The sequence below is a fragment of the Streptomyces sp. Da 82-17 genome (assembly GCF_046098215.1).
In the GTDB taxonomy this organism is placed as follows: Bacteria; Actinomycetota; Actinomycetes; order Streptomycetales; family Streptomycetaceae; genus Streptomyces.
Genome location: NZ_JBJURH010000001.1, coordinates 76,882 through 103,407, shown reverse-complemented (window position 1 = coordinate 103,407; position 26,526 = coordinate 76,882). Strand labels below are relative to the sequence as shown.

At 71.7% G+C, this 26,526-nt stretch carries 19 protein-coding genes; 15 read left to right on the top strand and 4 right to left on the bottom strand.

Annotated features, from left to right (window positions below; translation table 11 throughout):
* Positions 1–27 precede the first annotated feature (27 nt).
* Positions 28–1,041, bottom strand: coding sequence for an NADP-dependent oxidoreductase (locus ACIDOF_RS00485; RefSeq protein WP_409003559.1), 1,014 nt, complete (start codon positions 1,039–1,041; stop codon positions 28–30).
* A 110-nt stretch (positions 1,042–1,151) separates the two neighbouring features.
* Here ACIDOF_RS00485 and ACIDOF_RS00480 point away from each other — a divergent pair, with 110 nt between their 5' ends.
* The 4 genes from ACIDOF_RS00480 (at position 1,152) to ACIDOF_RS00465 (ending at position 5,025) form a co-directional block, all read left to right on the top strand.
* Positions 1,152–2,045 (top strand): LysR family transcriptional regulator, encoded by an 894-nt coding sequence (locus tag ACIDOF_RS00480; RefSeq protein WP_409004003.1) that lies wholly within the window; start codon positions 1,152–1,154, stop codon positions 2,043–2,045.
* Between the two features lie 279 nt (positions 2,046–2,324).
* Positions 2,325–2,459, top strand: a complete 135-nt coding sequence (locus ACIDOF_RS00475) for a hypothetical protein (protein WP_282539081.1) — start codon at positions 2,325–2,327, stop codon at positions 2,457–2,459.
* 171 nt (positions 2,460–2,630) lie between these two features.
* Positions 2,631–3,671 (top strand): 3-isopropylmalate dehydrogenase, encoded by a 1,041-nt coding sequence (locus ACIDOF_RS00470; RefSeq protein ID WP_409003558.1) that lies wholly within the window; start codon positions 2,631–2,633, stop codon positions 3,669–3,671.
* A gap of 247 nt (positions 3,672–3,918) precedes the next feature.
* On the top strand, positions 3,919–5,025 hold the full coding sequence (locus tag ACIDOF_RS00465) for a branched-chain amino acid aminotransferase (RefSeq protein ID WP_409003557.1): 1,107 nt from the start codon (positions 3,919–3,921) through the stop codon (positions 5,023–5,025).
* Here ACIDOF_RS00465 and ACIDOF_RS00460 read toward each other — a convergent pair.
* Positions 5,022–6,479: a cytosine permease gene (locus ACIDOF_RS00460; RefSeq protein WP_409003556.1), complete on the bottom strand. Its 1,458-nt coding sequence runs from the start codon at positions 6,477–6,479 to the stop codon at positions 5,022–5,024. The two genes, ACIDOF_RS00465 and ACIDOF_RS00460, sit on opposite strands and share 4 nt — an antisense overlap.
* Positions 6,480–6,669: 190 nt before the next feature.
* On the opposite strand from ACIDOF_RS00460, the gene ureA reads away from it, so the two are divergent.
* Genes ureA through ACIDOF_RS00440 form a run of 4 tightly spaced genes read left to right on the top strand, consistent with a single transcriptional unit; the run spans position 6,670 to position 10,786 of the window.
* Positions 6,670–7,353, top strand: a complete 684-nt coding sequence (gene ureA / locus ACIDOF_RS00455) for an urease subunit gamma (RefSeq protein WP_409003555.1) — start codon at positions 6,670–6,672, stop codon at positions 7,351–7,353.
* Positions 7,350–9,086, top strand: a complete 1,737-nt coding sequence (locus ACIDOF_RS00450; protein WP_409003554.1) for an urease subunit alpha — start codon at positions 7,350–7,352, stop codon at positions 9,084–9,086. The genes ureA and ACIDOF_RS00450 overlap by 4 nt, the downstream gene beginning before the upstream one ends.
* A 51-nt stretch (positions 9,087–9,137) precedes the next feature.
* Positions 9,138–10,160 (top strand): agmatine/peptidylarginine deiminase, encoded by a 1,023-nt coding sequence (locus ACIDOF_RS00445; protein WP_409003553.1) that lies wholly within the window; start codon positions 9,138–9,140, stop codon positions 10,158–10,160.
* Positions 10,161–10,177: 17 nt separating this feature from the next.
* Positions 10,178–10,786: a TetR/AcrR family transcriptional regulator gene (locus tag ACIDOF_RS00440; protein ID WP_409003552.1), complete on the top strand. Its 609-nt coding sequence runs from the start codon at positions 10,178–10,180 to the stop codon at positions 10,784–10,786.
* A 65-nt stretch (positions 10,787–10,851) separates the two neighbouring features.
* On the opposite strand, the gene ACIDOF_RS00435 is transcribed toward ACIDOF_RS00440, so the two are convergent.
* Complete coding sequence (locus tag ACIDOF_RS00435) at positions 10,852–11,973, bottom strand: S1 family peptidase (protein ID WP_409003551.1); 1,122 nt, start codon at positions 11,971–11,973, stop codon at positions 10,852–10,854.
* Positions 11,974–12,167: 194 nt separating this feature from the next.
* Between ACIDOF_RS00435 and ACIDOF_RS00430 the strand changes: the two genes are divergently transcribed.
* From ACIDOF_RS00430 to ACIDOF_RS00415, 4 genes are all read left to right on the top strand, one after another.
* Positions 12,168–13,490: an MFS transporter gene (locus ACIDOF_RS00430; protein WP_409003550.1), complete on the top strand. Its 1,323-nt coding sequence runs from the start codon at positions 12,168–12,170 to the stop codon at positions 13,488–13,490.
* A 348-nt stretch (positions 13,491–13,838) separates the two neighbouring features.
* The gene (cimA, locus tag ACIDOF_RS00425) at positions 13,839–15,446 is read left to right on the top strand and encodes a citramalate synthase (RefSeq protein WP_409003549.1); all 1,608 of its coding nucleotides are present in this window, start codon (positions 13,839–13,841) and stop codon (positions 15,444–15,446) included.
* Positions 15,447–15,495: 49 nt separating this feature from the next.
* Positions 15,496–16,821: a hypothetical protein gene (locus ACIDOF_RS00420; protein WP_409003548.1), complete on the top strand. Its 1,326-nt coding sequence runs from the start codon at positions 15,496–15,498 to the stop codon at positions 16,819–16,821.
* A 126-nt stretch (positions 16,822–16,947) separates the two neighbouring features.
* Positions 16,948–17,508, top strand: a complete 561-nt coding sequence (locus tag ACIDOF_RS00415; RefSeq protein ID WP_409003547.1) for a YdeI/OmpD-associated family protein — start codon at positions 16,948–16,950, stop codon at positions 17,506–17,508.
* Positions 17,509–17,650: 142 nt separating this feature from the next.
* Here ACIDOF_RS00415 and ACIDOF_RS00410 read toward each other — a convergent pair whose 3' ends face one another.
* Entirely contained in the window at positions 17,651–18,253 is a 603-nt protein-coding gene (locus tag ACIDOF_RS00410; protein ID WP_409003546.1) for a YceI family protein, read from the bottom strand.
* Positions 18,254–18,486: 233 nt separating this feature from the next.
* Here ACIDOF_RS00410 and ACIDOF_RS00405 point away from each other — a divergent pair, with 233 nt between their 5' ends.
* From ACIDOF_RS00405 to ACIDOF_RS00395, 3 genes are all read left to right on the top strand, one after another.
* The gene (locus ACIDOF_RS00405) at positions 18,487–22,320 is read left to right on the top strand and encodes an endo-alpha-N-acetylgalactosaminidase family protein (RefSeq protein WP_409003545.1); all 3,834 of its coding nucleotides are present in this window, start codon (positions 18,487–18,489) and stop codon (positions 22,318–22,320) included.
* Positions 22,321–22,323: 3 nt separating this feature from the next.
* The gene (locus ACIDOF_RS00400) at positions 22,324–24,717 is read left to right on the top strand and encodes a polysaccharide lyase 8 family protein (protein WP_409003544.1); all 2,394 of its coding nucleotides are present in this window, start codon (positions 22,324–22,326) and stop codon (positions 24,715–24,717) included.
* 174 nt (positions 24,718–24,891) lie between these two features.
* A complete protein-coding gene (locus ACIDOF_RS00395) occupies positions 24,892–26,475 on the top strand; it encodes an acyl-CoA carboxylase subunit beta (RefSeq protein WP_409003543.1) in 1,584 nt (527 codons plus the stop codon).
* Positions 26,476–26,526 lie beyond the last annotated feature (51 nt).

Below are 26,526 nucleotides of genomic sequence, written 5' to 3'. Positions count from 1 at the left end.
CGTTCCCCGGGGGCCGTCGGCGCGGCCTCAACTCGCGTGCGCCGCCCGCACGATGGTCTTGCCGACGTTCGCCCCCCGCAGCATCCCCAGGAACGCCCCCACGATCGACTCGAACCCCACCGTCACCGTCTCGTCCAGGCCGACCCGCCCGCTCTGCAGATGCGGTACGACGAACGCGTACAACTCGTCCTGCGCGTCCCGGTGGTCGCGGACCAGGAAGCCCTCCAGGCGGAGCGACTTCTCCACGACGTCGGCGTGGTTGAACCGGACGGGCGGCGCCGCCGGGTCGTTGTACTGGCTGACCGTGCCGACCCGCACCACCCGGCCGTACTCCCGCAGCCCCGCTATCCCCGCGCCCAGGTGCTCGCCGCCGACGTTGTCGACGAACACGTCGAAGCCGTCCGGCGCCGCCTTCGCCAACTGCTCGGCGACGGGCCCGTCGTGGTAGTCGAAGGCCGCGTCGTACCCGACCTCCGAGGTGAGGTGGGCGACCTTCGCCGCCGAGCCCGCGCTGCCCACGATCCGGCCCGCGCCGAGCAGCCGCGCGAGGCGTGCCGTGGCCGTGCCGACGCCGCCCGCCGCGGCCGAGACGAACAGGTCCTCGCCCTCCTGCAGGCGCGCGATCCGGGTCAGGCCCACGTACGCGGTCAGGCCCGTGCCGCCGAGGATGCCGAGGTGGGCCGAGAGCGGCACCCCGTCGAGGTGCGGCAGCCGGCGGACCTCGTCCGGCGTGACCACGGCGTGCGTGCGCCAGCCCTGCCGGTGGAACACCAACTCGCCCTCCTTCAGGCCGGGTCGGCGCGACTCCACGACCCGCCCGACCGCCCGCCCCTCCAGGGGTGTGTGCAGCGCGTTCCCGCCGGGCACGTCGTCCATCAGCTCGCGGTGGTACGGGTCCACGGACCAGTACAGGTTCTCCACCAGGGCCGTTCCGGGCGCGGGCCGCGGAACCGCCGACTCCACGAACGCGAAGTGGTCGGGGGTGGGGAAGCCGTGCGGGCGGGCGGTCTGGTGGACGGTGAGGGCGGTGTCGTTCGTCATGCCCGGAAACGTAGGAGGGAATCCCCGGGCCGGGCAGAGGGTTGGGCTCATGGAACGCCGCCGGGCATGAACGGTGCTCATAGGCCGAGGTGAGAGGGGTGGGCGACGCGATGGCCGCCGAGCGGGAGAGCGCGCCGCAGGAGCTGGCGCCGCACGAACTGCGGACGCTCGTCGCCGTGGCCGAGGAGGGCGGCTTCTCCGCCGCGGCCGTGGCCCTCGGCCTGACCCAGTCGGCGGTCTCGCACTCGGTGCGCGGCAGCGAACGCAAGCTCGGCGCGGTCCTGTTCACCCGCGGCCGTACGGGAGCGGCGCCGACGGCGGCAGGGGAGCGGGCCGTGGCCTACGCGCGCCGGGTGCTGCACCTGCTGGACGCGATGGCCGCCGAGGTGCGCGGCGCCGAACTCGGCCGTACCGCGGGGCCGTTGCGCATCGCCGCCTTCCGCAGCGCGGCCCTGCATCTGCTGCCCGAGCCGTTGCGCCGGCTCCGCGAACGGCACCCGGACGTCGACGCCCGCGTGAAGGTCGTACGCGAAGTGGGCGCGGGCACGGCCGGGGAGGTGCTGGCCGGGCGGGCGGACGTCGGGATCGCCACGATCGGGCAGACCTCGCCGGTCCCGCCCGGACTCGTCGGGGACGTGCTGCGCGAGGAGCGGTACGCGTTCGTGCACCCGGCCGGGCACCCCGATCCGCGCTCGCTGCCGCTGGTGGACTGGCGGGAGAACTGCGGCTCGTACACCCGGCGCTGGTGGAGCGAGCAGGACTGGATCCCGCAGGCGACCGTCGAGACCGAGGACGACGGAGCAGTGCTCTCGATGGTGAGCGCCGGTCACGGAATGGCGATCATGCCCGAGCTGTCCCTCACCGGAGCACCGCTCTCGGTCGAGATCACCGATCTCGGCCCGGACCGCCCGTTCCGCTCCATCGGCTACGTGACCACCCCAGAGCTCGCCGGAACGGCGCCCGTACGCGCCCTGATCAGGGAGTTGAGGCAGCTCAAGGGCTGAGGGGCGGGAGAGCACGGGTGTGCGGAGAGGCGCCGGAAGTGACTCCCGTCGATGATCGCGTCTCAGATAGTAGGAAGTCCGAGTAATTGTGGAGACAGCAGCTCGATGCTCGCTTAGCTTTGTAGGAGCCGAACGTCTCGCTCGATCCAGCGAATGGCGGTCGTGAGCCGGCCCTCACGCAGGCAACCCCTGCGGGCCCCGGGCTCCCCGCCTGCCTTCCGGCGTCTCGTAGAAAACCCCTCTCCGCACTCCGTCCTGCCTTCAAGGAGTCGATTCCTCATGACCGAGACGACCGTCGCCGCCCGCCGAGTCCGTCGCGCCCCGCGCATCGGTGAGACCGAGCGCAAGAACGCCGCCGCCGCCCTCCAGCGCGCCCTCGACCGCAGGGACAACGGCGGTGAGACGGGCCACTGAGCGCCTGTTCTTCCCCGGCTCCGCCCCGCGTCCCCGAAAGGGGCGCGGGGAACCGCGCAACCAGCCATCGCGGCGCCGCAGACGGCCGACCGACGGGGCAGCCTCCGGCGGTGCGTCCATATAGCGGACGGTTCATGTCACCGGGTAAGACAACCGCGTACCCTCAAAATCATGTCTCGCAGCATCAATCTCGCAGTCATCCCCGGCGACGGCATCGGCCCGGAGGTCGTGGCCCAGGGGCTCAAGGTCCTCTCCGCCGTGCTTCCGCAGGATGTGAAGCTGGAGACGAAGGAGTTCGACTTCGGCGCCAAGCGGTACCACGCCACCGGTGAGACCCTCACCGACGCCGACATCGACGCCCTGAAGCAGCACGACGCGATCCTCCTCGGCGCGATCGGCGACCCGAGCGTCCCGTCCGGCGTCCTGGAGCGCGGCTTCCTCCTGAAGCTCCGCTTCGCCTTCGACCACCACGTCAACCTGCGCCCGAGCAAGCTGCTCCCCGGCGTCGCCACCCCGCTCGCGGGCCAGCCCGAGATCGACTTCATCGTCGTACGCGAGGGCACCGAGGGTCCGTACACCGGCAACGGCGGCACCATCCGCAAGGGCACCGAGCACGAGGTCGCCACCGAGGTCTCCGTGAACACGGCCTTCGGCGTCGAGCGGGTCGTCCGGGACGCGTTCGCCCGCGCCCAGGCCCGCCCGCGCAAGAAGCTGACGCTGGTGCACAAGAACAACGTGCTCGCGTACGCCGGTCACCTGTGGACGGACGTCTTCAACCGCGTGGCCCAGGAGTTCCCCGAGGTCACCACCGAATACATCCACGTCGACGCCGCGACGATCTACCTCGTCACCGACCCGGGCCGCTTCGACGTGGTCGTCACCGACAACCTCTTCGGCGACATCATCACCGACCTCGCCGCGGCCGTCTCCGGCGGCATCGGCGTCGCGGCCTCCGGGAACATCAACCCGAGCCGCGACTACCCGTCCATGTTCGAGCCCGTGCACGGCTCGGCCCCGGACATCGCCGGTCAGGGCAAGGCCGACCCCTCGGCCACGGTCCTCTCCGTCGCGCTCCTGCTGCGCCACCTCGGGTACGAGGCCGAGGCCGTGCGCATCGAGGACGCCGTCTCCGCCGACCTGGGCGAACGCGGCGCCAACTCCCGTACGACGGACGAGATCGGCGACGCGCTCGCCGCGCGAGTAGCCGGCTGACCCGGCCGGTTCCAACCGAGGGAAACCCCCAGCCGCCGGGTCGCATCCGCACCCGGCGGCTTCTCGTATGCGCCGCCGGGTGCCACCATCGACATCCGGACCGCCATCACACCGTTTCAGTCACAGCCCTGCCCGAGCGATAATCGGACCCTGGGCCGCGGAATGCGGGTAAGCGAGTACGAGACAGTCGCCTCAGGGCGGCGTGAGCGCGGTCCGACACACACGAAACGGTGAAGGACAAGCACTCATGACGACGCCCACGATCGAGCTCAAGCCCTCCTCCAGCCCGCTGTCGGACGCGGAGCGAGACGCGATCCTGGCCAACCCCGGGTTCGGCCGCCACTTCACCGACCACATGGTCACGATCAAGTGGACGGAAGGCCGCGGCTGGCACGACGGCCAGCTGGTGCCGTACGGCCCGCTGTCGCTCGACCCGGCGACCAACGTCCTGCACTACGCCCAGGAGATCTTCGAGGGCCTGAAGGCGTACCGCCGGCCCGACGGCACCGTCGCCACGTTCCGCCCCGACGCCAACGCCCGCCGCTTCCAGGCCTCCGCGCGCCGGCTCGCCATGCCGGAGCTGCCCGTCGAGACCTTCGTCGAGGCCTGCGACGTGCTGGTCCAGCACGACAAGGCGTGGGTGCCGGCGCACGGCGGCGAGGAGTCGCTCTACCTGCGGCCGTTCATGATCGCCACGGAGGTCGGCCTCGGCGTGAAGCCGGCGAGCGAGTACCTCTTCGTGGTGATCGCCTCGCCGGCCGGCGCGTACTTCCCGGGCGGCGTGAAGCCCGTCTCCATCTGGGCCTCGCAGGACCGCGTGCGCGCCGTGCCCGGCGGCATGGGCGACGCCAAGACCGGCGGCAACTACGCCGCTTCGCTGCTCGCCCAGGCCGAGGCCGCGGCGCACGGCTGCGACCAGGTCTGCTACCTGGACGCGGTCGAGCACAAGTGGGTCGAGGAACTCGGCGGCATGAACCTGTACTTCGTGTACGGCGCTGCGTCTGATTCGAAGCCCAGGATCGTGACGCCGACCCTGACCGGCTCGATCCTGGAGGGCATCACCCGCGACTCGCTCCTGGAGGTCGCCCGTGACCTCGGCTTCGAGTCCGCGGAGGAGCGCGTCTCCATCGACCAGTGGCGCGAGGACACCGCGAACGGCACGCTCACCGAGGTCTTCGCCTGCGGCACGGCCGCGGTGATCACCCCGGTCGGCACCGTCAAGACCGACGGCACCGAATGGACCCAGGGCAACGGCGAGCCGGGCCCCGTCACCATGAAGCTCCGGGACGCGCTCCTCGACATCCAGCGCGGCAAGTCCGAGGACCGGCACGGCTGGATGCACGTGCTGGGCTAGGGGATCACGCCCGCGCGTACCTCCGCCGTACCCGTGTCAGTGCCCGACTCAGTGCCCGCACCGGACGTCTCCGGTGCGGGCACGGGCGCTTTCAGGGCCAGGTACACCACGCCGCCCACCAGCCCCGACAGCACGAAGCTGCAGTCCACGCCGCCGGTCAGGGGCAGCAGCGGGCCCTCGTACAGCGGGGTCGAGACCGAGGCGAGGCCGACGGCCGCGCCCGCCGCCCAGGCCGCCGTGGCGCGGGGCTCCCAGCCGGCGCGGAACCAGTAGATCCCGCCCCGCGAGCGGCGGTTGAAGACCTGCAGGGCCTCAGGGTCGTACGTGCCGCCGAGCCGTCGGTGGGCGACGAGGGTGATCACCGCCCAGGGCGTGCCGATCGCCGTCAGGAGCAGCACGAAGGACGTCATCGCCGACTGGGCGTCCCAGGCGAAGTGGCCGAGGAAGACGAACGCGGTGGCGACGACGGCGACGATCACCGTGGCCTGCGTACGGCTGGCGCGCGGGACGATCGCGTCCAGGTCGAGGCCCATCGAGTACAGCATCAGGCCCGCGTTGCCGACGGTGCCCGCGGTGGCGGCGAGCAGCAGTGGCACCAGGTACCAGGTGGGCGCCGCGTCGACCAGCGGGCCCGCGTAGTCGAGTCCGGCCCGCGCGGCGAGCGCCGTGAACGTGCCGAACAGCTGCGGCAGGAGCAGTCCGACGGTCAGGCCGAGGCCGGTCGCGCGCAGGACGGTGCGGGGGGTGTGCTTGGTGGGGGAGATGTAGCGGGAGTAGTCGCCGAGCAGGGTGATGAACGCGACCGGTCCGCTGAGCCCGGCGGCGACGGCGGCGAACAGCCAGGTCGGCCAGAACGAGCCGAGCAGATACGGGGTGTCGGGCGGGGCGGAGGTGGTGAAGTCGCCCGCGTACGCGACCAGGCCGAGGGCGAGCAGGACGGTCATGCCGACGGCGAGCGCCTTGCTGAGGCGCAGCAGCAGCTGGTAGCCGAAGACGGCGCCGACGACGGTGGCGCCCGCGAGCAGCGCGTAGACCAGGGTGTGCGCCAGGCCGCCGTCCGGGAGGCCGAGCAGCCGGGTCAGCGTGCCGATGGTGACGTCGCCGCCGATCCACAGGGTCAGGGCGGTGTAGCCGAGGGAGAGCAGCAGGCCGACCACGGAGCCGATGAGGCGGCCGCGGACGCCGAAGGCGGCGCCGCTCGAGGTGGACAGGTTGGTGGCGGTGCGCAGCGAGATCAGGGCGAGCGGCGCGGTGACGAGGACGCCGACGGCGGTGCCCGCGACGATCGCCGTGACGGACGGCCACAGGCCGAGCCCGAAGGACGGCGGCAGCCAGCCGAAGACGATGACGCCGAGGCAGAGGTTGGAGCCGAGCAGGATCGAGACGAGGTCGCGCGGGCCGCTGGTGCGTTCCGCTTCCGGGATGGTGTCTACTCCGCGCTGTTCTATCGGCATGGGCGGTCCCTGTCGGTGGCAGGTGGGCGGGTGGGCGACGAGCGTGGACGGAAGGCACAGTGAGTTTTGAGCAACGCTCTAAACCATCTACCGTGCAGACCGGCGTGGCCGTCAAGGTTTCTGCGTAATCTTTTGCACAGCGCTGAGATGGGTTTAGAGTGCCGTACTAACTGGAAGCGAGGGAGTGCCCGTGCGACTCACCCCCACCGAACGGGACCGGCTGCTGCTGTTCAACGCCGCCGAGCTGGCCCGCGCCCGCCGCGCCCGCGGCCTGAGGCTCAACGTCCCCGAGGCGACCGCCCTGATCGCCGACACCGTCTGCGAGGCCGCCCGCGACGGGCTGCGGCTGAACGAGGCCATCGAGCGGGCCCGCGCCGTGCTCGGCCCCGACGACGTGCTGCCCGGCGTCGCCGACGTCGTCACCGAGGTGCACGTGGAGGCCGTCTTCGACGACGGCTCCCGCCTCGCCGTCGTCTCCGACCCGCTGCAGGGCGGCTCCCTCGGCGACGCCGCCCCCGGCGCCGTGCTCCCCGGCCCGGCGCACACGGAGCCCGAGCCGGCCCTGCACGTCTTCGTGCGGAACACGGCGAGCGTGCCGGTCAGCGTGACCTCGCACTTCCACTTCTTCGAGGCCAACCCGCGGCTCGACTTCGACCGCTCGGCCGCGTACGGCATGCGGCTCGCCATCCCCGCCGGGGCGTCGTTCCGCTTCGACCCGGGCGGCGAGGCGCAGGTCGGGCTCGTGCCCATCGGGGGCGCGCGCGTGGCCATCGGCTTCGCCGGGCTCGTCGACGGGGAACTGGACGCGCCCGGCGCGAAGGAAGAGGCGCTGCGCCGCGCAGCCGCCTGCGGATACCTGGGAGTTGAGCGATGAGCCGGCCCACCAAGCACAGCCCGCACGGAACGCCGCCGAGCGGCGGGCGCATCGACCCGCGCGAGTACGCCTCCGTGCACGGCCCGCGCGCCGGGGACCGGGTCGTGCTCGGCGACTCCGGGCTCGTCGTCCGCGTCGAGTCGGACGCGCAGAAGCACGGGGACGAGTTCCTGGCCGGCTTCGGCAAGACCGCCCGCGACGGACTGCACCTCAAGGCCGCCGCCGTGCGCGAGACCTGCGACGTCGTGATCAGCAACGTGCTCGTGATCGACGCCGTGCAGGGCATCCGGAAGGTGTCCATCGGCATCCGGGAGGGCCGGATCTCCGCGATCGGGCGGGCCGGAAACCCGGACACCCTCGACGGCGTGGACGTCGTCGTCGGCACCGGCACCACCATCGTCTCCGGCGAGGGCATGATCGCCACCGCCGGCGCCGTGGACACCCATGTCCATCTGCTGTCGCCGCGCGTCATGGAGGCCTCCCTCGCCTCCGGCGTCACCACGATCATCGGCCAGGAGTTCGGCCCCGTCTGGGGCGTCGGCGTCAACTCGCCCTGGGCGCTGCGCAACGCCTTCGGCGCCTTCGACGCCTGGCCCGTCAACATCGGCTTCCTGGCGCGGGGTTCGTCCTCCGACGGCGCGCCGCTCGTCGAGGCGCTCGCCGAGGGCGGGGCCTCCGGCTTCAAGGTGCACGAGGACATGGGCGCGCACACCCGCGCCCTGGACACCGCGCTGCGCGTCGCCGAGGAGCACGACGTCCAAGTCGCCCTGCACAGCGACGGGTTGAACGAGTGCCTCTCCGTCGAGGACACCCTCAGCGTCCTCGACGGCCGTACGATCCACGCCTTCCACATCGAGGGCTGCGGCGGCGGGCACGTCCCGAACGTGCTGAAGATGGCGGGCGTCCCGAACGTCATCGGCTCGTCCACCAACCCGACCCTGCCCTTCGGCCGGGACGCGGTCGCCGAGCACTACGGCATGATCGTCTCCGTCCACGACCTGAAGACGGACCTGCCCGGCGACGCCGCCATGGCCCGGGACCGCATCCGCGCCGGCACCATGGGCGCCGAGGACGTCCTGCACGACCTGGGCGCGATCGGCATCACCTCGTCCGACGCGCAGGGCATGGGCCGGGCCGGCGAGACCGTACGCCGTACGTTCGCGATGGCCGGGAAGATGAAGGCCGAGCTGGGCCCGCTGGAGGGCGACGGGGAGCACGACGACAACGCCCGCGTCCTGCGCTACATGGCGAAGCTCACCCTCAACCCGGCGATCGCGCACGGCCTCGCGCACGAGATCGGCTCCCTGGAGGTCGGCAAGCTCGCCGACATCGTGCTGTGGACGCCGCAGTTCTTCGGCGCCAAGCCGCAGCTCGTCCTCAAGTCCGGCTTTCCCGCGTACGGCGTCACCGGCGACCCCAACGCCGCCACCGACACCTGCGAACCCCTCGTCCTGGGGCCGCAGTTCGGGGCGCACGGGGCGACGCCCGCGGAGATCTCCGTCGCGTTCGTCGCGCAGGCCGCCGTCGACCGCGGCCACGACCTGATGCCGACCCGGCGCCGCCGTGTCGCCGTGCGCGGCACCCGCGGCATCGGCCCCGCCGACCTGCGCCTCAACTCCCGGATCGGCGCGGTCGACGTGGACGCGCGCAGCGGCCTCGTCACCCTCGACGGCGAGCCGATGCGCTCCGACCCGGCCGAGTCGACGTCCCTGAACCGCCTGTACTTCCTCTGAGCTCCGCCTCTGACGCTCCCTCAACTCACTGTCGTACGCGAAGGATTCCCCATGACGTTCCGCATGCCCGCCGAGTGGGCCCCGCACGAGCGCACCTGGATGGCCTGGCCCGGCCCCAACACCACGTTCTCCTCCTCCGAGGAGCTGGCCGAGTCCCGGGCCGCCTGGGCCGCCGTGGCCCGTGCCGTGCGCCGCTTCGAGCCGGTCACCGTGGTCCACGGCCCCGGCCAGTCCGCCTCCGCGCGCGCCCTGCTCGGCCCCGACATCGAGCTGGTCGAGCGGGAGCTGGACGACGCCTGGATGCGCGACATCGGCCCGACCTTCGTCACCGACGGCACCCGACTCGCCGCCGTCGACTGGGTGTTCAACGGCTGGGGCGCGCAGGACTGGGCCAGCTGGGAGCACGACTCGAAGATCGCCTCGTACGTGGCCGACCTGGCGGGCGTGCCCGTGCACAGCTCGCCGCTGGTCAACGAGGGCGGCGGCATCCACGTCGACGGCGAGGGCACCGTGCTCCTCACCGAGACCGTGCAGCTCGGCCCGGAGCGCAACCCCGGCTGGACCAAGGAGCGGGTCGAGGCGGAGATACACGCCAAGCTCGGCACGACCAAGGCGATCTGGCTCAAGCGCGGCCTCACCGCCGACTACCCGCCGCACGGCTACGGCACCCTCGGCCACGTCGACATCGTCGCCGCCTTCGCCGGGCCCGGCGTGGTCGTCGCGCACACCCAGCCCGACCCGGAGCACCCGGACCACGAGCCGTGCAAGGAGAACGTCGAGTTCCTGCGCGCCCAGACCGACGCCAGGGGCCGCCGCCTCACGGTCGTCGAGGTCCCGGCGCCCACCAGGATCCGCGAGGAGGACGGCGGCTGGGCCGACTACTCGTACATCAACCACTACCTCTGCAACGGCGGCGTCGTGCTCTGCTCCTTCGACGACCCGCGCGACGAGCTCGCGGCGGGTACGTTCCGCCGGCTCTTCCCGGACCGGACCGTCACCCTGGTGGATGCCCGTACGATCTTCGCGGGAGGCGGTGGCATCCACTGCATCACCCAGCAGCAGCCCAAGGTGTGACCCGAGGAGAGACCCGCATGGCCCCGGCAGCCCGCGCGCGCCGCAACGCACCGCCGCGTGACCAGGTGCTCTCCGCGGCCATGGCGATGATCGCGGACAGCGGGCTCGACCGGCTCACCATGGCGGCGCTCGGCCGCGAGGTCGGCATGAGCAGCGGCCACCTTCTCTACTACTTCAAGACGAAGGACGAGCTGCTCCTGCAGACCCTGGAGTGGAGCGAGGGCCGCCTCGGCGAGGAGCGCCGCGCCCTCCTCGACTCCACCCGCCCGGCCCGCGCCCGCCTGGACGCGTACGTCGACCTGTACGTGCCGGACGCGCCCCGCGACCCGCACTGGACGCTGTGGCTTGAGGTCTGGAACCGCTCGCAGTACGCGGACGCCGAGGCCGAGTCGCGGGTCCGGCAGGCCGCCATCGAGAAGGCCTGGCACCGCGACCTGGTGGCGCTGCTCGCCGAGGGCGTCTCCCGGGGCGAGCTGCGCACGGTCGACCCGGAGCGCTTCGCGGCCCGGCTGCGCGCCCTGCTCGACGGCTTCTCGCTGCATGTGGCGGTGGGCCTGCCGGGCACGGACCGGGCCCAAGTCCTCGCGCACGTACGGGAGTTCCTGGACGACGCGCTGGGGCAGTGACAGCAGAGAGCGGCGCACCCGGCCTCAAGGGGTGCGCCGCTCTCCGTTCTCGGTACGGGATCGGATCAGTAGACGTTGACCCCGTAGGCCGTCAGGGCCTCCTGGACGGGCTGGAACACGGCCGAGCCGACGCCGTTGTCGCAGGTGCCGTTGGAGCCGGAGTGGATGCCGAGGGCCGTGGTGCCCGCGAAGTGCGCGCCGCCGCTGTCGCCGCCGGCCGAGCAGGCGTTGGTGCGCACCATGCCGTACACGTAGTCGCCGTTGCCGTAGTTCACGGTGACGTTGGTCTGCGTGACGGATCCCGTGGTGACCTTGGTGGTCGAGCCGGACTTCTTGATCGCCTGACCGACCACGGCGGTCGCGGCCGAGGTGATGTCCTGGTAGCTGCCGTTGTAGAGGTTCACATGCCCGGCGGGCGTCGAGCCGTCGGTGTACTTGACGATGCCGTAGTCGTTGGTCGGGAAGCTCGAACCGGTGCGCGTGCCGATCACCGGGCCGCCGGAGGAGGCGCTCCAGTTGGCGATCGAGTCGGTGCAGTGCCCGGCCGTGAGGAAGTAGCGGGTCGCGCCGTTGGACACGTTGAACGCGGCCGAGCAGCGGGAGCCGCCGCCGTAGATCGCGTCACCGCCGGCCACCTCCTGCTTGAACTCGCCCGGTACGCGGGTGACTTGGACCGCTCCGTCGAGGCCGACGGCGACCCGCTCGATCCTGGCGAGCTCGGCCTCCGAGACCGTGGAGTCGGCCTCGACGACGACCTGGTTGCGTCTCGGGTCGACGCCCCAGCTGGTGCCGGGGATCTTCGCGTCCTTCTCCAGCGCGGCGGTCGCGGCCGCCAGCTGGGTGCCGCTGCGCTCGACCAGCTTCGGCTTGCCGCCGCGGCTGAGGACCAGCTCGGCGTCCGCCTCCTTGGTGACGGTGGTGACCAGTTCGCCCGTACGGGCGTCCAGATAGCTGCCCGCGCTGCGCCCGCCCAGCTCACGCGCGAGGTCCGCGTTGCGCTGGTACGTGTCGGCGCCGGCGCGGACGCCGGGGGTGGGGGAGGGCTCGTCCGCGGCGGCGGGGGAGCCGGGCAGTAGGAGGGTGAGGGGGAGTGCGACCAGGGTCGCGGCGGTGGCCAGAGTGCGCTTCACGTGCTGCCTCCCGACAGGGTGTGGGGGAGTCGTTCCGGCGGGGCGCCGGGCTGACATCGGTGTCGTGTTCACAACAGAAAGCGCATGCATCATAGGTTCGTACCTGGCCCTGAACACCGCAGCGACGCGTGGAGGTTTTGTGCCCCGACCCAGGTGGGGGCCGCGCGAAGGGTCTCTCGGGGGCTCCCGATGCCGGATCGTTGTATGGGCCAGCTTGTCTCGGAAGCGATCATTCCGGCAGCGTGTGCGGCATGCAGAAACAGCAGTGGAAGAAGATCTGGGTCGGCTCGGCCGGCAACATGGTCGAGTGGTTCGACTGGTTCGTGTACGCCAGCTTCTCGACGTACTTCGCGGCCTCCTTCTTCCCCAGCGGGAACCCCACCGCCCAACTCATGAACACCGCGGGCATCTTCGCGGTCGGCTTCTTCATGCGCCCCGTCGGCGGCTGGCTCCTCGGCCGGGTCGGTGACCGCAAGGGCCGCAAGGCCGCACTCACCCTGACCGTCACCCTGATGTCGGCCTCCGCCGTCCTCATCGCCGTCGCCCCCACCTACGCGGTCGCGGGCTACGGCGGCGCCGCCGTCCTGCTCGTCGCCCGGCTCCTCCAGGGCCTGTCGGTCGGCGGCGAGTACGCGGCCTCCGCGACGTACCTCACCGAGGCCTCCGACCCCAGCCGGCGCGGCTTCGCCTCCAGCTTCCAGTACGTCTCGATGACCGCGGGTCAGATCCTCGGCCTCGGCCTGCAGATCGTGCTGCAGCGCACCATGTCCGAGGACGCGCTGCACAGCTGGGGCTGGCGCATCCCGTTCGTCATCGGCGCCCTCGGCGCGGCCGTGATCTTCTACCTGCGCCGCAACATGCTGGAGACGGACGTCTACGAGGAGTCCGCCGACGACACCGCGGCCGAGGACAAGGGCACCATCAAGGCGCTGCTCCGGCACAAGCGCGAGGCGTTCCTGGTCATCGCCCTCACCATGGGCGGCACGGTCGCGTACTACACGTACACGACCTACCTCACCAAGTACCTCTCCAACTCCGCGGGCCTGCCCAAGCAGACGGCGACCCTCGTCTCCTTCTGCGCCCTGATCGTCTTCGCCTGCCTGCAGCCGCTCGCCGGCATGCTGTCCGACCGCATCGGCCGGCGCCCGCTGCTGATCACCTTCGCGGTGGGCTCGACCTTCCTGACCGTGCCGATCATGACGCTCCTGCAGCACGCGGGCTCCTTCTGGCCGGCCCTCGGCCTCTCGCTCCTCGCCCTCGTGGTGGTCACCGGCTACACGTCGATCAACGCCTGCGTGAAGGCCGAGCTCTTCCCGACCGGCATCCGCGCCCTCGGCGTCGCCCTCCCGTACGCCATCGCCAACGCCCTCTTCGGCGGCACGGCGGAGTACGTGGCCCTCTGGTTCAAGGACGGCGGCATCGAGTCCGGCTTCTACTGGTACGTGGCGGGCTGCGCGGCGGTGAGCCTGGTGGTGTACCTGACGATGCGCGAGACGAAGGACCTGGACCTGAACCGGGTCGGCAAGGGCACGGACACCCCTGCTCCCGCCCCGGTGGACGCCAAGGTCTCCTGATCCGGCCCAGGCGGTCGGCCCGGGGTGACGCACACCACGCCCCCGGGCGACCGCATCGTGAGACCCCCGCCCCAAGAAGGGGCAACTTGTGCAAAGCTCGCCGGGTGTTCCGCAAAGCGATGATTATTCGCAGCGAGCGCGCCGGTCCGCAGTGACCGTCACGTACGAAAAGACCGTACGGGCGGACACCGTCGTCCCAGACCCGCGCGCAGACCTCTCGCACCCGCGAGAGGTTTTTCTGTTTTCCCGGCCCACCGCACACCGGGAGCGGAGCGCGAGGGATCATAGGGGAACGGTGGAACCGGTCATTCCGGTAGGCCGAGATCCGAAAACAGGAGCCAGATCAGCATGACGGCAAGCACGGGGCATCCCGACGACTCGTTCCACGTCTTCGACACCACGCTGCGCGACGGCGCGCAGCGCGAGGGCATCAACCTCACCGTCGCGGACAAGCTGACCATCGCCCGGCACCTGGACGACTTCGGCGTGGGCTTCATCGAGGGCGGCTGGCCCGGCGCCAACCCCCGCGACACCGAGTTCTTCGCCCGCGCCCAGCAGGAGATCAAGTTCAAGCACGCCCAGCTGGTGGCCTTCGGCGCCACCCGCAGGGCCGGTGCGAAGGCCGCCGACGACCCGCAGGTCAAGGCCCTCCTGGACTCCGGCGCCCCGGTCGTCACGCTCGTCGCCAAGTCCCACGACCGGCACGTCGAACTCGCCCTGCGCACCACGCTCGACGAGAACCTCGCGATGATCGGCGACACCGTCTCGTACCTGCGCGAGCAGGGCCGCCGGGTCTTCGTCGACTGCGAGCACTTCTTCGACGGCTACCGCGCCAACCCCACGTACGCGAAGGCCGTCGTCCGCACCGCCGCCGAGGCCGGCGCCGACGTGGTGATCCTCTGCGACACCAACGGCGGCATGCTCCCCGCCCAGGTCCAGGCCGTCGTCGCCACCGTGCTCGCCGACACCGGCGCCCGGCTCGGCATCCACGCCCAGGACGACACCGGCTGCGCGGTCGCCAACACCCTCGCCGCCGTCGACGCGGGCGCGACCCACGTCCAGTGCACCGCGAACGGCTACGGCGAGCGCGTCGGCAACGCCAACCTGTTCCCCGTCGTCGCCGCCCTCCAGCTCAAGTACGGCAAGACCGTCCTGCCCGAGGGCGCGCTCGCCGAGATGACCCGGATCTCGCACGCCATCGCCGAGGTCGTCAACCTCACCCCCTCCACGCACCAGCCGTACGTCGGCGTCTCGGCCTTTGCGCACAAGGCGGGCCTGCACGCCTCCGCGATCAAGGTCGACCCGGACCTGTACCAGCACATCGACCCCGAACTCGTCGGCAACACCATGCGGATGCTGGTCTCCGACATGGCGGGCCGCGCCTCCGTCGAGCTCAAGGGCAAGGAGCTCGGCGTCGACCTGGGCGACGACCGCGCGCTCGTCGGCCGCGTCGTCGAGCGGGTCAAGGAGCGCGAGCTGCAGGGCTACTCGTACGAGGCGGCCGACGCCTCCTTCGAGCTGCTGCTGCGCGAGGAGGCCGAGGGCCGTCCGCGCCGCTACTTCCGCACCGAGTCCTGGCGCGCCATCACCGAGGACCGCCCCGACGGCACCCACGCCAACGAGGCGACCGTGAAGCTGTGGGCCAAGGGCGAGCGGATCGTCTCCACGGCCGAGGGGAACGGCCCGGTCAACGCCCTGGACATGGCGATGCGCGTCGGCCTGGAGCGGTTCTACCCGCAGCTCGCCAAGTTCGAGCTGGTCGACTACAAGGTCCGCATCCTGGAGGGCAAGCACGGCACGTCCTCCACGACCCGCGTCCTCATCTCCACGTCGGACGGCGTCGCCGAGTGGTCCACGGTCGGCGTCGCGGACAACGTCATCGCCGCGTCCTGGCAGGCCCTGGTGGACGCGTACACCTACGGGCTGCTGCGCGCCGGGGTCGAGCCGACGGAATAGCACGCTTCCGGGCCACTCGGATGGACCCGGACAGAGTTACCGTCGAGGTATGAGGCATCTCATATCGGTACGGATCATGGTGCGCGCGTTGCTCGCACTGCTCCTGGCCCTGGGTGCCGCCTTCGCCGTGGCGCCCGGGGCACAGGCCGAGACGCCTGTGTCCGAAGTGGCGCAGGCCCTGCAGAAGAGCCCTGTCTACGTCGACCCGGCCGCCTCCGACCTGCTCTCCGACGCGCAGGCGGACACCCTCGCCACGAAGATCGAGGACGCGGACAAGCCGGTGTTCGTGGCCGTGCTGCCTGAGGACTACCCGAAGACGGACCTCTTCCAGAAGCTGCGCGCCCAGACCGGTGTCACCGGCCTCTACGGCGTCCAGGTCGGCAACGACTTCGACGCGCGGGCGGACGGATCGGTCCTGTCCCGCAGTGCCGTGCAGAACCTGACGGTCGCCATGGAGGGCGACGACCCGGCGGCCCGCCTCGACAGCTTCGTCGGCCTGGCCGTCACCAGCGCCTCCGGCTCCGCCCCCGACTCCTGGGACACCGCCGCCGACGACTTCGACGCCGGTGGCCTGATCGGGCTCGGCGCGGTCGCGCTCGCCGGCGGCGCCGGGGCGTACGCGCTGGTCCGGCGGAACCGGAAGCGGAAGGCCGAGGCCGAGTGGGCGGCGCTCGCCAAGCTGAGGGTCGTCGTCGACGAGGACATCACCGCGTTCGGCGAGGAGCTGGACCGCCTCGACTTCCACCCGGGCGAGCCCGGCGCGACGGACGAGATGCTGGGCGACTACGAGCACGCCCTCGACGCGTACGACCGGGCCAAGTCCCTGATGGGCAAGGCGGAACGGCCCGAGGACGTGCGCGGGGTGACCGAGGCCCTGGAGGACGGCCGGTTCGCGCTCGCCGTCCTGGCCGCGCGCCGCGAGGGCCGTGAACTGCCGGCCCGTCGGCCGCCGTGCTTCTTCGATCCGCGCCACGGCCCCGCCGTAGCGGACGCGTCCTGGGCCCCCGAGGGAGGCACGCCGCGAGACGTGCCGGTCTGTGAGGCGGACCGGGTGCGGATCGAAGAGGGCCAGAGCCCCGACGTCCGCACGGTGGACACCCCGTACGGGCGCCGCCCCTACTACGAGGCGGGCCCGGTGTACGGCCCGTGGGCGGGCGGCTACTTCGGCGGCGGCCTGCTGCCTGGGCTCCTGATGGGCACCATGCTCGGCCACATGATGGCCAGCCCCGCCTACGCGGCCACGGACTACGGCGCGGGCACGGGCGGCATGGAGGGCGGCGACGTCTCCGGCTCCGACTTCGACTCCGGCGACTTCGGCGGCGGCTTCGGCGACGGCGGCGGGTTCGGCGGCGGCGACTTCGGCGGCGGCTTCTAGCCGGGCCGGGGTGCGGCGAGCCCCGGAGGGGTCGGGCGGCGCGGGCGAGCCCCGCAAGGCCCGGCCCCTCCGGTTCTTCGGGTGGTCGGCGGCTGATTGTCAGTGGCGGGTGGCAGGCTCGGTGGCATGACGCAGACCCTGGAATTCGCCGACTTCGCGGCCCTCGACGCCTGGCTGGAGCAGCACCACGGCGTGCCCGAGGGGCTGTGGGTGAAGGTCGCCAAGAAGGGCTCGGGCATCCCGTCGGTGACGGCGGGCGAGGTGAACGACGCGGCGCTGTGCTGGGGCTGGATCACCGGCCAGCGCAAGGGACTTGACGCGTCGTACTACCTGCAGAGGATCACGCCGAGACGCGCCCGCAGCCAGTGGTCGCAGGTCAACGTCCGCAGGGTCGCCGAGCTGGCGGCCGAGGGCCGGATGCGCGCCCCCGGCCTCGCGGAGGTCGCGGCGGCCGAGGCGGACGGCCGCTGGGACGCGGCGTACGCATCGCAGAAGGACGCGACGGTCCCGGACGACCTGCGGGCGGCCCTCGACGCGGACCCGGCGGCGAGACGGGCGTACGAGAAGCTGGGCCGTACGGACGCGTATCTGGTCCTACTCCCGCTGCTCAAGGCTCGTACGTCGGAGGAGCGCGCGTCCGCGCTGCGCAGGGCGATGACCCGGCTCGCGGGGGAAGGGCAGGCGTGACGGAGGGCGGACGGCCATGCATGAGCGCCCGCCCTCCGACGGGGGATTCCGGAGGGCGGGCGCAGCTCATGGGGCGGGGAGGCGTGCTCCCCGAGTGGGCTCCCGGGTCGGGCTCCCCGAGTGGGGCTCCCGGGGCGGGGCCTTACTGCTTGATGGCCGAGATGTCGAAGCTCAGCTTGATCTTGTCGGAGATCAGCACGCCGCCCGTCTCGAGCGCGGCGTTCCAGGTCAGGCCCCAGTCGGAGCGCAGGATCTCCGCCTTGCCCTCGAAGCCGACGCGCTCGTTGCCGAACGGGTCCTTCGCCGAGCCGTTGAACTCCAGGTCGATGGTGACCGGCTTGGTGACGCCCTTGATGGTGAGGTCGCCGGTGATCCGGTAGTCCTCCCCGCCGAGGGCCTCGGCCGAGGTGGAGCGGAACGTCATCATCGGGAACTGCTCGACGTCGAAGAAGTCGGCGCTCGCGAGGTGACCGTCACGGTCCGCGGAGCCGGTGTCGACGCTGTCCATGGCGATGTCCAGGCTCGCCGTGGACGCGGCCGGGTTCGACCCGTCCAGGTGCAGCTTGCCCTCGAACTCCGTGAAGGCGCCCTTCACGTTGGTCACCATGGCGTGCCGCGCGGTGAAGCCGAGCTTGGAGTGCGAGGCGTCGATCGTGTACGCACCGGTCAGCGCGGCGAGCTCGGGGTTGACCGCGGCGGGGGCTGCGGGGGCGGTGGTGTCGTTCTTGCGGCCGAAGATGCCCATGACTGCTCCTGAGGGGGACGGGCTCCGGAAGGCTCCGAAGCAGGAGGTTGAATGTTCAACGAGACTCACTGTAGACCCATCAAGTTCAATTTTCAACCTTTTCTGCGTGGCGGTGCCCCGAAGGTGTGCGCGAGCGGTGCTCCTTGGACTTACGAGCACGCTTCTTGGACTGCCTCACCCAGGAAACCCCCGCGCCGTTGACCCCGCACGCGGTGCGCCGCTACCCACGCACCATGTCGCGAAGATTCCGCGCGGCGTGCGCCGCGCTCGCCGCCGCAACATCCCTCGCCGTGGCCCTCCCGGGCGCCGCTGTCGCCGTGCCCGACGCCCCCGCGCGCCAGGCCGCCCCCGTGCTCTCCTCCCCGCAGCTCGACGTCGAGGTCGCCGCCGACTTCCCCCGCGTCCTCTCGTACACCGACCGGGCGACGGGCGCTCGCCTGCTCGGCTCCACCCGCCCGGTCACCGAGGTCGTGCTCAACGGCAAGGCGTACGCCGTACGGGTCGCGGCGCCGCCCGAGGTCACCGGGGCCACCGCCGCGTACACGCTCGCCTTCCCCGACCTGCCCGGCGTCGAGCTGGACGCCGCGCTCGGCGTGGACGGGCGGGCCACCTCCTTCCGCGTCACCGCCGTCCGCGACACCGAAGCCTTCCGGGTCGGCACGATCGACATCCCCGGGCACGACCTCGTCTCCGTCGGCAGCGCCGACCGGGGTGCCGAGACCGCGTTCACCCGGCTCGACCCCGACTCCACCAGGACCGCCGACGTCTTCGCGAAGGTCGGCGCCGACACCCCGGCCGAGAGCGCCCCGGTCGGCGCCTCGTACGCGATCGTCAACACCGGGCAGCTCGCCGCCGCCGTGGAGTCCAACTCGACGTACGACAGGCCGAGCGGCGCCACCGGCGGGGACGACGCCCGGTTCTGGCACCAGGCGCGCAAGCAGGAGGACGGCGGGACGAGGGTCGGCGTCTGGTCGGGGCAGTGGACGTACCGGGGCGAGGGCGCGCCGGACGTCGGCAAGGACGATCTGCCGTGGGCGAAGGTCGTCGTCACGCCCGACGCCAACGGGGACGGGGCCGTCGACTGGCAGGACGGGGCCGTCGCGTTCCGGAAGATCGCCGTGCAGGCGCCCGGCGGCGAGCAGACGCCGGACCGGGTGATCACCCACATCCCGTTCAACTTCGCCAGCCAGGCCACGCACCCCTTCCTGCGCACCCTCGACGACGTCAAGCGGATCTCGCTCGCCACGGACGGGCTCGGCCAGCTGGCGCTGCTCAAGGGCTACGGCTCCGAGGGCCACGACTCCGCGCACCCCGACTACGGCGGCAACCACAACCAGCGCGCCGGCGGCCTCGCCGACCTCAACAAGCTGCTCAGGGGCGGCAAGAAGTGGGGCGCGACCTTCGGCGTGCACGTCAACGCCACCGAGGCCTACCCGGAGGCCAAGGCCTTCGACGAGCAGCTGGTCGACAAGTCCAAGCCGGGCTGGAACTGGCTCAACCAGAGCTACTACATCGACCAGCGCCGGGACCTCAACAGCGGCCGACTCGCCCGCAGATTCCAGGAGTTGCGGGACGAGACCGACCCGAACCTGTCGCTGCTCTACATCGACGTGTACTACACGCACGGCTGGATCGCCGACCAGACCCTGAAGGCCGTACAGCGGCAGGGCTGGAACGTCGCCACCGAGTGGGCCGACAAGTTCGAGCGCGGCTCCCTCTGGTCGCACTGGGCCAACGACCTGGACTACGGCGGCGCCACCAACAAGGGCCTCAACTCGCAGATCATCCGGTTCATCCGCAACGGCGAGAAGGACGTCTGGAACGACCACCCGATCCTCGGCCAGACCTCCCTCGTCGACTTCGAGGGCTGGACCGGCGAGAACGACTTCACGGCGTTCACCGCCAACGTCTGGCAGAAGAACCTCCCCGCCAAGTACCTCCAGCACCACGCCATCCAGAAGTGGACCAAGGACCGCATCGACTTCTCCGGCGGCGTCCACGGCACCGTCGAGAACGGCACGCGGACGCTGTACGAGGACGGCCGCAAGGTCCTCGACGGGGACGCCTACCTGTTGCCCTGGGACGGCGGCAAGAAGCTGTACCACTACAACAAGGCGGGCGGCACGACGAGTTGGGCCGTGCCCGGCTCCGCGTACACCGTCCACAAGCTCACCGACAACGGCCGCGTCGAGGTCGGCACCGTCACCGCGGCCGACGGCAAGGTGACGCTGACGGCGGACCAGGGCCAGGCGTACGTCCTGTACCCGGCGGGCCGTGCGCCCGAGCGGACCGCACCCGCGTGGGGCGAGGGCACGCCCGTCGCCGACCCCGGCTTCAACGACCGGGGGCTCGACGGCTGGGCCAGAAGCGGCGACGTCGCCCGCGACACCGACGCGCTCGGCCGCACCAGCGGCAGGCTCGACGGACCGGCCGAGGCCTCGATCACCCAGCAGATCAAGGGACTTGAGCCCGGCAAGCGGTACTCCGCCTCCGCCTGGATCGAGGTCGAGCCCGGCCGCACCCGGCCCACCACGCTCACCGCGGGCGGCGAGGACGTCACCGTCGAACGGTCCACCGTCGAGAACACCATCGGCGCGAGCGACTGGCACGGCACGTACTTCCAGCGCGCCAAGGTCGGCTTCACGGCGCCCGCCGACGGCCGTACGACGCTGCGCATCGCCGCCGCCAAGGGCACGGGCACGGTCCGCGTGGACGACGTGCGCGTCGTCGCCAACGATCCGAGCACCGTCCGAGGGGCCGTCGCCCACGAGGACTTCGAGGACGTCGACCAGGGCTGGGGGCCGTTCCTCAAGGGCCCGGCCGGCGGCGCCAACGACCCGCGCACCCACATCGCCCAGAAGCACGCCCCGTACACCCAGTCCGGCTGGAACGGGAAGCTGGTCGACGACGTGCTCGGCGGCGCCGAGTCGCTGAAGACGCACGAGGGCAACCACGGCCTCGTCTACCGCACCGCGCCCGCGACCGTGCCGATGAAGGACGGCCACGCCTACCGCGTCGAGTTCGACTACCAGTCCTCGCACGCCGGGGCCTTCGAATGGGTCACCGGATACGACCAACTCGCCGACGGAAAGCCCGAGTCCGTCGAGACCCGGCGCACCCCCGTCCCGCAGCAGCGCACCACCGGCCACTTCGAGGAGCGCGTCACCGCCGGCTGCGGCGACACCTGGACCGGCCTGAGGATGCGTCAGGACGCCCCGGACGAAGCCGACTTCGTCCTCGACGACTTCACCGTCACCGACCTCGGACCCGCCGCCGAACAGGCCGCCTGCGCCACCCTCGCGGTGCGCCCGAAGGCCGAGGTCCTGGAACCCGGGCAGCCGAACGAGGTCACCGCCACCTTCACCAACCACGAGCAGACCCCCGCCGAGAACGCGCGGCTCGCCCTCACCCTCCCCGAGGGCTGGACCGCCGAGCCCGCCGACCCGGTCGCCCTCGACCCGGTCGCCCCCGGTGCCCGCGCCACCGCGACCTGGCAGGTCACCCCGCCCGCCGACGCCCCGTACCGGACGTACGAGCTCGCAGCTCGCGGCACGTACACGACCGGCGGTGCGACACGGGAACTCGGAGCCACGACCGCCGTGCGCACCCTGCCGCCCCCGCCCGCCGCCGACAGCTGGGCGAGCGACCTGGACTGGGTGAGCGCGGAGAGCGGCTGGGGACCGGTCGAGCGCGACCTGTCCAACGGCGGCACCGGCAGCGGCGACGGCACCCCGCTGAAGATCGGCGGAGTGACGTACGAGAAGGGCCTCGGCACGCACGCACCCGCCAAGGTCCGCTACTACCTCGGCGGCAGGTGCACGTCCTTCACCGCCCAGGTCGGCGTGGACGACGCGCAGGCCACCCGCGGCAGCGTCCAGTTCCGCGTCACCGCCGACGGAACCGCCAGGGCCGAGTCTCCCGTGCTGAAGGCCGCCGACCCGGCACACTCGCTCACGGCCGACGTCACCGGAGCCAAGTACGTCGAACTCCTTGTCGGGGACGGCGGCGACGGCAACGGTAATGACCACGCCGACTGGGGCAACGCCCGTTTCCACTGCGGAGGTTGAGACGTGCCGACCACACGCCGTACGTTCCTGACAGCGACGACCACCGGGGCCGCGCTCACGGTCCTCGGACCCACGAGACCGGCTGCCGCGGCCGTTGGGGGCACCTCCCGGCCGGAGGCCGGGGGAGAGTTCGACACCCTCAGAGCCCGCTGGCTCACCATCCAGCTCGGCACCGGATACGACCCGGCCGCCGAACCCTTCGCCGCCCGCCTCAAGGAGACCGGCGACCTCGCCCGCGGCTTCCGCGCCACCATGGCGCCGACCGCGAACTCCCTCTGGTCCGGCCACCCCTTCGACCCGCCCGCCGGCATCACCCAGAGCTACAGCCGCCTCTGGACCATGACCCGCGCCTGGGCCCAGGAAGGCACCGGGCTCACCGGCGACAGCGGACTCCTCGCCGACATCGTCCGCGGCCTCGACCACCTCTCCGCCACCGTCTACAACCCGTCCACCACCCGCTACGGCAACTGGTGGGAGTGGCAGATCGGCTCCCCGCGCCTGCTCCTCGACATCGTCGCCACCCTCCACGACCAGCTCACCGAGGACCGGCGCGAGGCGGCCTGCGCGGCCGTCGACCACTTCATCCCCGACAGCATGCTCGGCGACTACACCGGCACCTCCACCGGCGCCAACCGCGTCGACCTGTGCCGCTCGGTCGCCCTGCGCGGCGTCGTCGGCCGCAGCCCCGCCAAGCTCGCCCTCGCCCGCGACGCACTCTCCCCGGTCTTCCCGTACGTCACGAAGGGCGACGGGCTCTACGCCGACGGCTCGTTCGTGCAGCACACCTGGGTCGCGTACTCGGGGACGTACGGGCAGGTCCTGATGGACGGGCTCGGGCGGCTCTTCGCCCTGCTCGCCGGGTCCACCTGGGAAGTCGTCGACCCGAAGAAGCAGATCGTCCTGGACAGCGTCGAGCACGCCTTCGCGCCGCTCATCCACGACGGCCTGATGATGGACAGCGTCAACGGCCGTGCCATCAGCCGGGGTTACCTGAAATCCGACGACCGGCAGGTGATGCGCTCCGACCACTTCCACGGCCAGGCCCTGATCGCCGCGATCGCCCTGCTCGCCCAGGGCGCGAGCCCCGCCGAACGGGACCGCTGGCACGGCATGGTCAAGGGCTGGATCGCCCGCGACACGGTCACGCCGATCCTCACCGGCCGCCAGTTCGGCACCGACGACCTGGCCCGGCTGCACGCCGTCCAGGCGGCGCCCGTACCGGCCGCGCCCGAACCCGTCGGGCACAAGCTGTTCACCGCCATGGACCGGGCCGTGCACCGCCGCACCGGCTGGGCCGCCAACATCTCCATGGCCTCGGAACGGATCTCGTACTACGAGTGCGGCAACGGCGAGAACCCGCGCGGCTGGCACACCGGCGCCGGAATGCTCTACTGGTGGGGTCCGGAAGGCAGGACCGACCAGTACACGGACTGGTTCTGGCCGACCGTCGACTTCTACCGGCTGCCCGGAACGACCGTGTCCACCAAGCGACTCGCCGACAAGGCGGGCGGCGAGTGGGGCGTGCCGAAGCCGGCCGTGAAGTGGGTCGGCGGCGCCACCGACGGCGAGTTCGCCGCCGTCGGGCAGCACCTGAAGGGCCTCGGCTCCACCCTGGAGGCCCGCAAGTCGTGGTTCTGCGTGGCCGACGCGGTGATCTGCCTCGGCGCGGGCATCACCGCCCGCGACGGCGTCCCCGTCGAGACGATCGTGGACAACCGCAACCTGGGCGAGTCCGGCACCAACTCCCTCACCGTGGAACCCGGTTGGGCCCACCTGGAAGGACACGGCGGCTGGGTCTTCCCGGCGGGCGCCGCGGGCAGCACGGGCACCACGGACACGGCGGGCTCCGCGGGCGCACGGCTTCGCACGCTCCGCGAGGACCGCACCGGCGCCTGGTCCGACATCAACACCACCAGCTCCACCGAACGCCGCACCCGCCGCTGGCAGACCCTGTGGTTCGACCACGGCACCGACCCCACCGACGCCACGTACGCGTACCTCCTCATGCCCGGCGCCACCCGGCAGCAGCTCGCCGAGCGCGCCGCCGACCGCGGCTGGCTCACCGTCCTCGCCAACGACGCCGACCGCCAGGCCGTCGCCGTACGCTCCCTGGGCCTGACCGCAGCCAACTTCTGGACGCCCGGTACGGTGAAGGACCTCACCGTCACCGGGCCGTCCAGTGTGCTGCTGCGGCAGCGGGACCGCACCGCCGACCTCACCGTCAGCGAGCCGACCCGCACCGGGCGCCCCTTCGAGGTCGTCTGGCACCACCGCGCCGCCCGCGTCACCGCCCACGACCCGTCGGTGGAGGTCCTCGCCACCGGCCGGGAACTGCGCCTGCGGATCACCCCGGGCACCGCCGGCCGCGGCCACCACTGTGAGGTGACTCTCAGCTGAACCGCGGCGCCCATTTGTGGAACCCCCACAAGGGCACGCCCCCCTGAGCAGTCACTTCAGCTGCACGGCAGAAGGGGTGCGCCCCGGTTCTGTCCGGGGGTACCAGGAAAACGGGTCGGAGACTGTGAGGAGTCGACGGCCCGTTTTCCTTGCTCCGCTTCGTAAGGTCGCTACATGACCGTTTTGGACGAAACCCCGGGTGAGCCGGCAGACGCCCGCGGCCGCGTGGCCGAGCTGCACGAGATCCGCGCCCAGGCGACGGCCGGCCCCAGCGAGAAGGCCACCGCCGCCCAGCACGCCAAGGGCAAGCTGACCGCGCGCGAGCGGATCGAGCTCCTCGTCGACCCGGGTTCGTTCAGGGAGGTCGAGCAGCTGCGCCGGCACCGCGCGACCGGCTTCGGCCTGGAGAACAAGAAGCCCCACACCGATGGTGTCATCACCGGCTGGGGCACGGTCGAGGGCCGCACGGTCTTCGTCTACGCGCACGACTTCCGGATCTTCGGCGGCGCCCTCGGCGAGGCCCACGCCACGAAGATCCACAAGATCATGGACATGGCCATCGCGGCCGGCGCCCCGCTGGTCTCCCTCAACGACGGCGCGGGCGCCCGTATCCAGGAGGGCGTCTCGGCGCTCGCCGGGTACGGCGGCATCTTCCAGCGCAACACCAAGGCCAGCGGCGTGATCCCGCAGATCAGCGTCATGCTCGGCCCGTGCGCGGGCGGCGCGGCCTACAGCCCCGCCCTCACCGACTTCGTGTTCATGGTCCGCGAGACCTCGCAGATGTTCATCACCGGCCCGGACGTCGTCAAGGCGGTGACCGGCGAGGAGATCACGCAGAACGGCCTCGGCGGCGCCGACGTCCACGCGGAGACCTCCGGCGTCGCGCACTTCGCGTACGACGACGAGGAGACCTGCATCGCCGAGGTGCGCTACCTCCTGTCGATGCTCCCGCAGAACAACCGCGAGAACCCGCCGGTCGTCCCCTCCGACGACCCCGCCGACCGCCGCTCCGACGTCCTCCTCGACCTCGTCCCGGCGGACGGCAACCGGCCGTACGACATGCACAAGGTCATCGAGGAGCTCGTCGACGACGGCGACTACCTCGAGGTGCACGAGCGCTGGGCCCGCAACATCGTCTGCGCCCTCGCCCGGCTCGACGGCCAGGTCGTCGGCATCGTCGCCAACCAGCCCCAGTCCCTGGCCGGCGTACTCGACATCGAGGCCTCCGAGAAGGCCGCGCGCTTCGTCCAGATGTGCGACGCCTTCAACATCCCGATCGTCACCCTCCTGGACGTGCCGGGCTTCCTCCCCGGCGTCGACCAGGAGCACGGCGGCATCATCCGGCACGGCGCGAAGCTGCTGTACGCGTACTGCAACGCGACGGTCCCGCGGATCTCGCTCATCCTGCGCAAGGCGTACGGCGGTGCTTACATCGTCATGGACTCGCAGTCCATCGGCGCCGACCTGACCTACGCGTGGCCGACCAACGAGATCGCGGTCATGGGCGCCGAGGGCGCCGCGAACGTGATCTTCCGGCGGCAGATCGCCGAGGCCGAGGACCCGGAGGCGATGCGCGCGCGCATGGTCAAGGAGTACAAGGCCGAACTGATGCACCCGTACTACGCGGCCGAGCGCGGCCTCGTCGACGACGTCATCGACCCCGCCGAGACCCGCGAGGTCCTCATCGCCTCGCTGGCGATGCTCAGCAACAAGCACGCGGACCTGCCGTCCCGCAAGCACGGCAACCCGCCGCAGTGACCTCGACTCCGACTTTCCGTCCCGACTCTCACGTTACGGAGACCCCGAACT

Coding starts and splice junctions, on each gene's coding strand:
- ACIDOF_RS00485 (WP_409003559.1), bottom strand. CDS start 1,041: ATGACGAACGACACCGCCCTCACCGTCCACCAGACCGCCCGCCCGCAC.
- ACIDOF_RS00480 (WP_409004003.1), top strand. CDS start 1,152: ATGGCCGCCGAGCGGGAGAGCGCGCCGCAGGAGCTGGCGCCGCACGAA.
- ACIDOF_RS00475 (WP_282539081.1), top strand. CDS start 2,325: ATGACCGAGACGACCGTCGCCGCCCGCCGAGTCCGTCGCGCCCCGCGC.
- ACIDOF_RS00470 (WP_409003558.1), top strand. CDS start 2,631: ATGTCTCGCAGCATCAATCTCGCAGTCATCCCCGGCGACGGCATCGGC.
- ACIDOF_RS00465 (WP_409003557.1), top strand. CDS start 3,919: ATGACGACGCCCACGATCGAGCTCAAGCCCTCCTCCAGCCCGCTGTCG.
- ACIDOF_RS00460 (WP_409003556.1), bottom strand. CDS start 6,479: ATGCCGATAGAACAGCGCGGAGTAGACACCATCCCGGAAGCGGAACGC.
- ACIDOF_RS00450 (WP_409003554.1), top strand. CDS start 7,350: ATGAGCCGGCCCACCAAGCACAGCCCGCACGGAACGCCGCCGAGCGGC.
- ACIDOF_RS00445 (WP_409003553.1), top strand. CDS start 9,138: ATGACGTTCCGCATGCCCGCCGAGTGGGCCCCGCACGAGCGCACCTGG.
- ACIDOF_RS00440 (WP_409003552.1), top strand. CDS start 10,178: ATGGCCCCGGCAGCCCGCGCGCGCCGCAACGCACCGCCGCGTGACCAG.
- ACIDOF_RS00435 (WP_409003551.1), bottom strand. CDS start 11,973: ATGTCAGCCCGGCGCCCCGCCGGAACGACTCCCCCACACCCTGTCGGG.
- ACIDOF_RS00430 (WP_409003550.1), top strand. CDS start 12,168: ATGCAGAAACAGCAGTGGAAGAAGATCTGGGTCGGCTCGGCCGGCAAC.
- cimA (WP_409003549.1), top strand. CDS start 13,839: ATGACGGCAAGCACGGGGCATCCCGACGACTCGTTCCACGTCTTCGAC.
- ACIDOF_RS00420 (WP_409003548.1), top strand. CDS start 15,496: ATGAGGCATCTCATATCGGTACGGATCATGGTGCGCGCGTTGCTCGCA.
- ACIDOF_RS00415 (WP_409003547.1), top strand. CDS start 16,948: ATGACGCAGACCCTGGAATTCGCCGACTTCGCGGCCCTCGACGCCTGG.
- ACIDOF_RS00410 (WP_409003546.1), bottom strand. CDS start 18,253: ATGGGCATCTTCGGCCGCAAGAACGACACCACCGCCCCCGCAGCCCCC.
- ACIDOF_RS00405 (WP_409003545.1), top strand. CDS start 18,487: ATGTCGCGAAGATTCCGCGCGGCGTGCGCCGCGCTCGCCGCCGCAACA.
- ACIDOF_RS00395 (WP_409003543.1), top strand. CDS start 24,892: ATGACCGTTTTGGACGAAACCCCGGGTGAGCCGGCAGACGCCCGCGGC.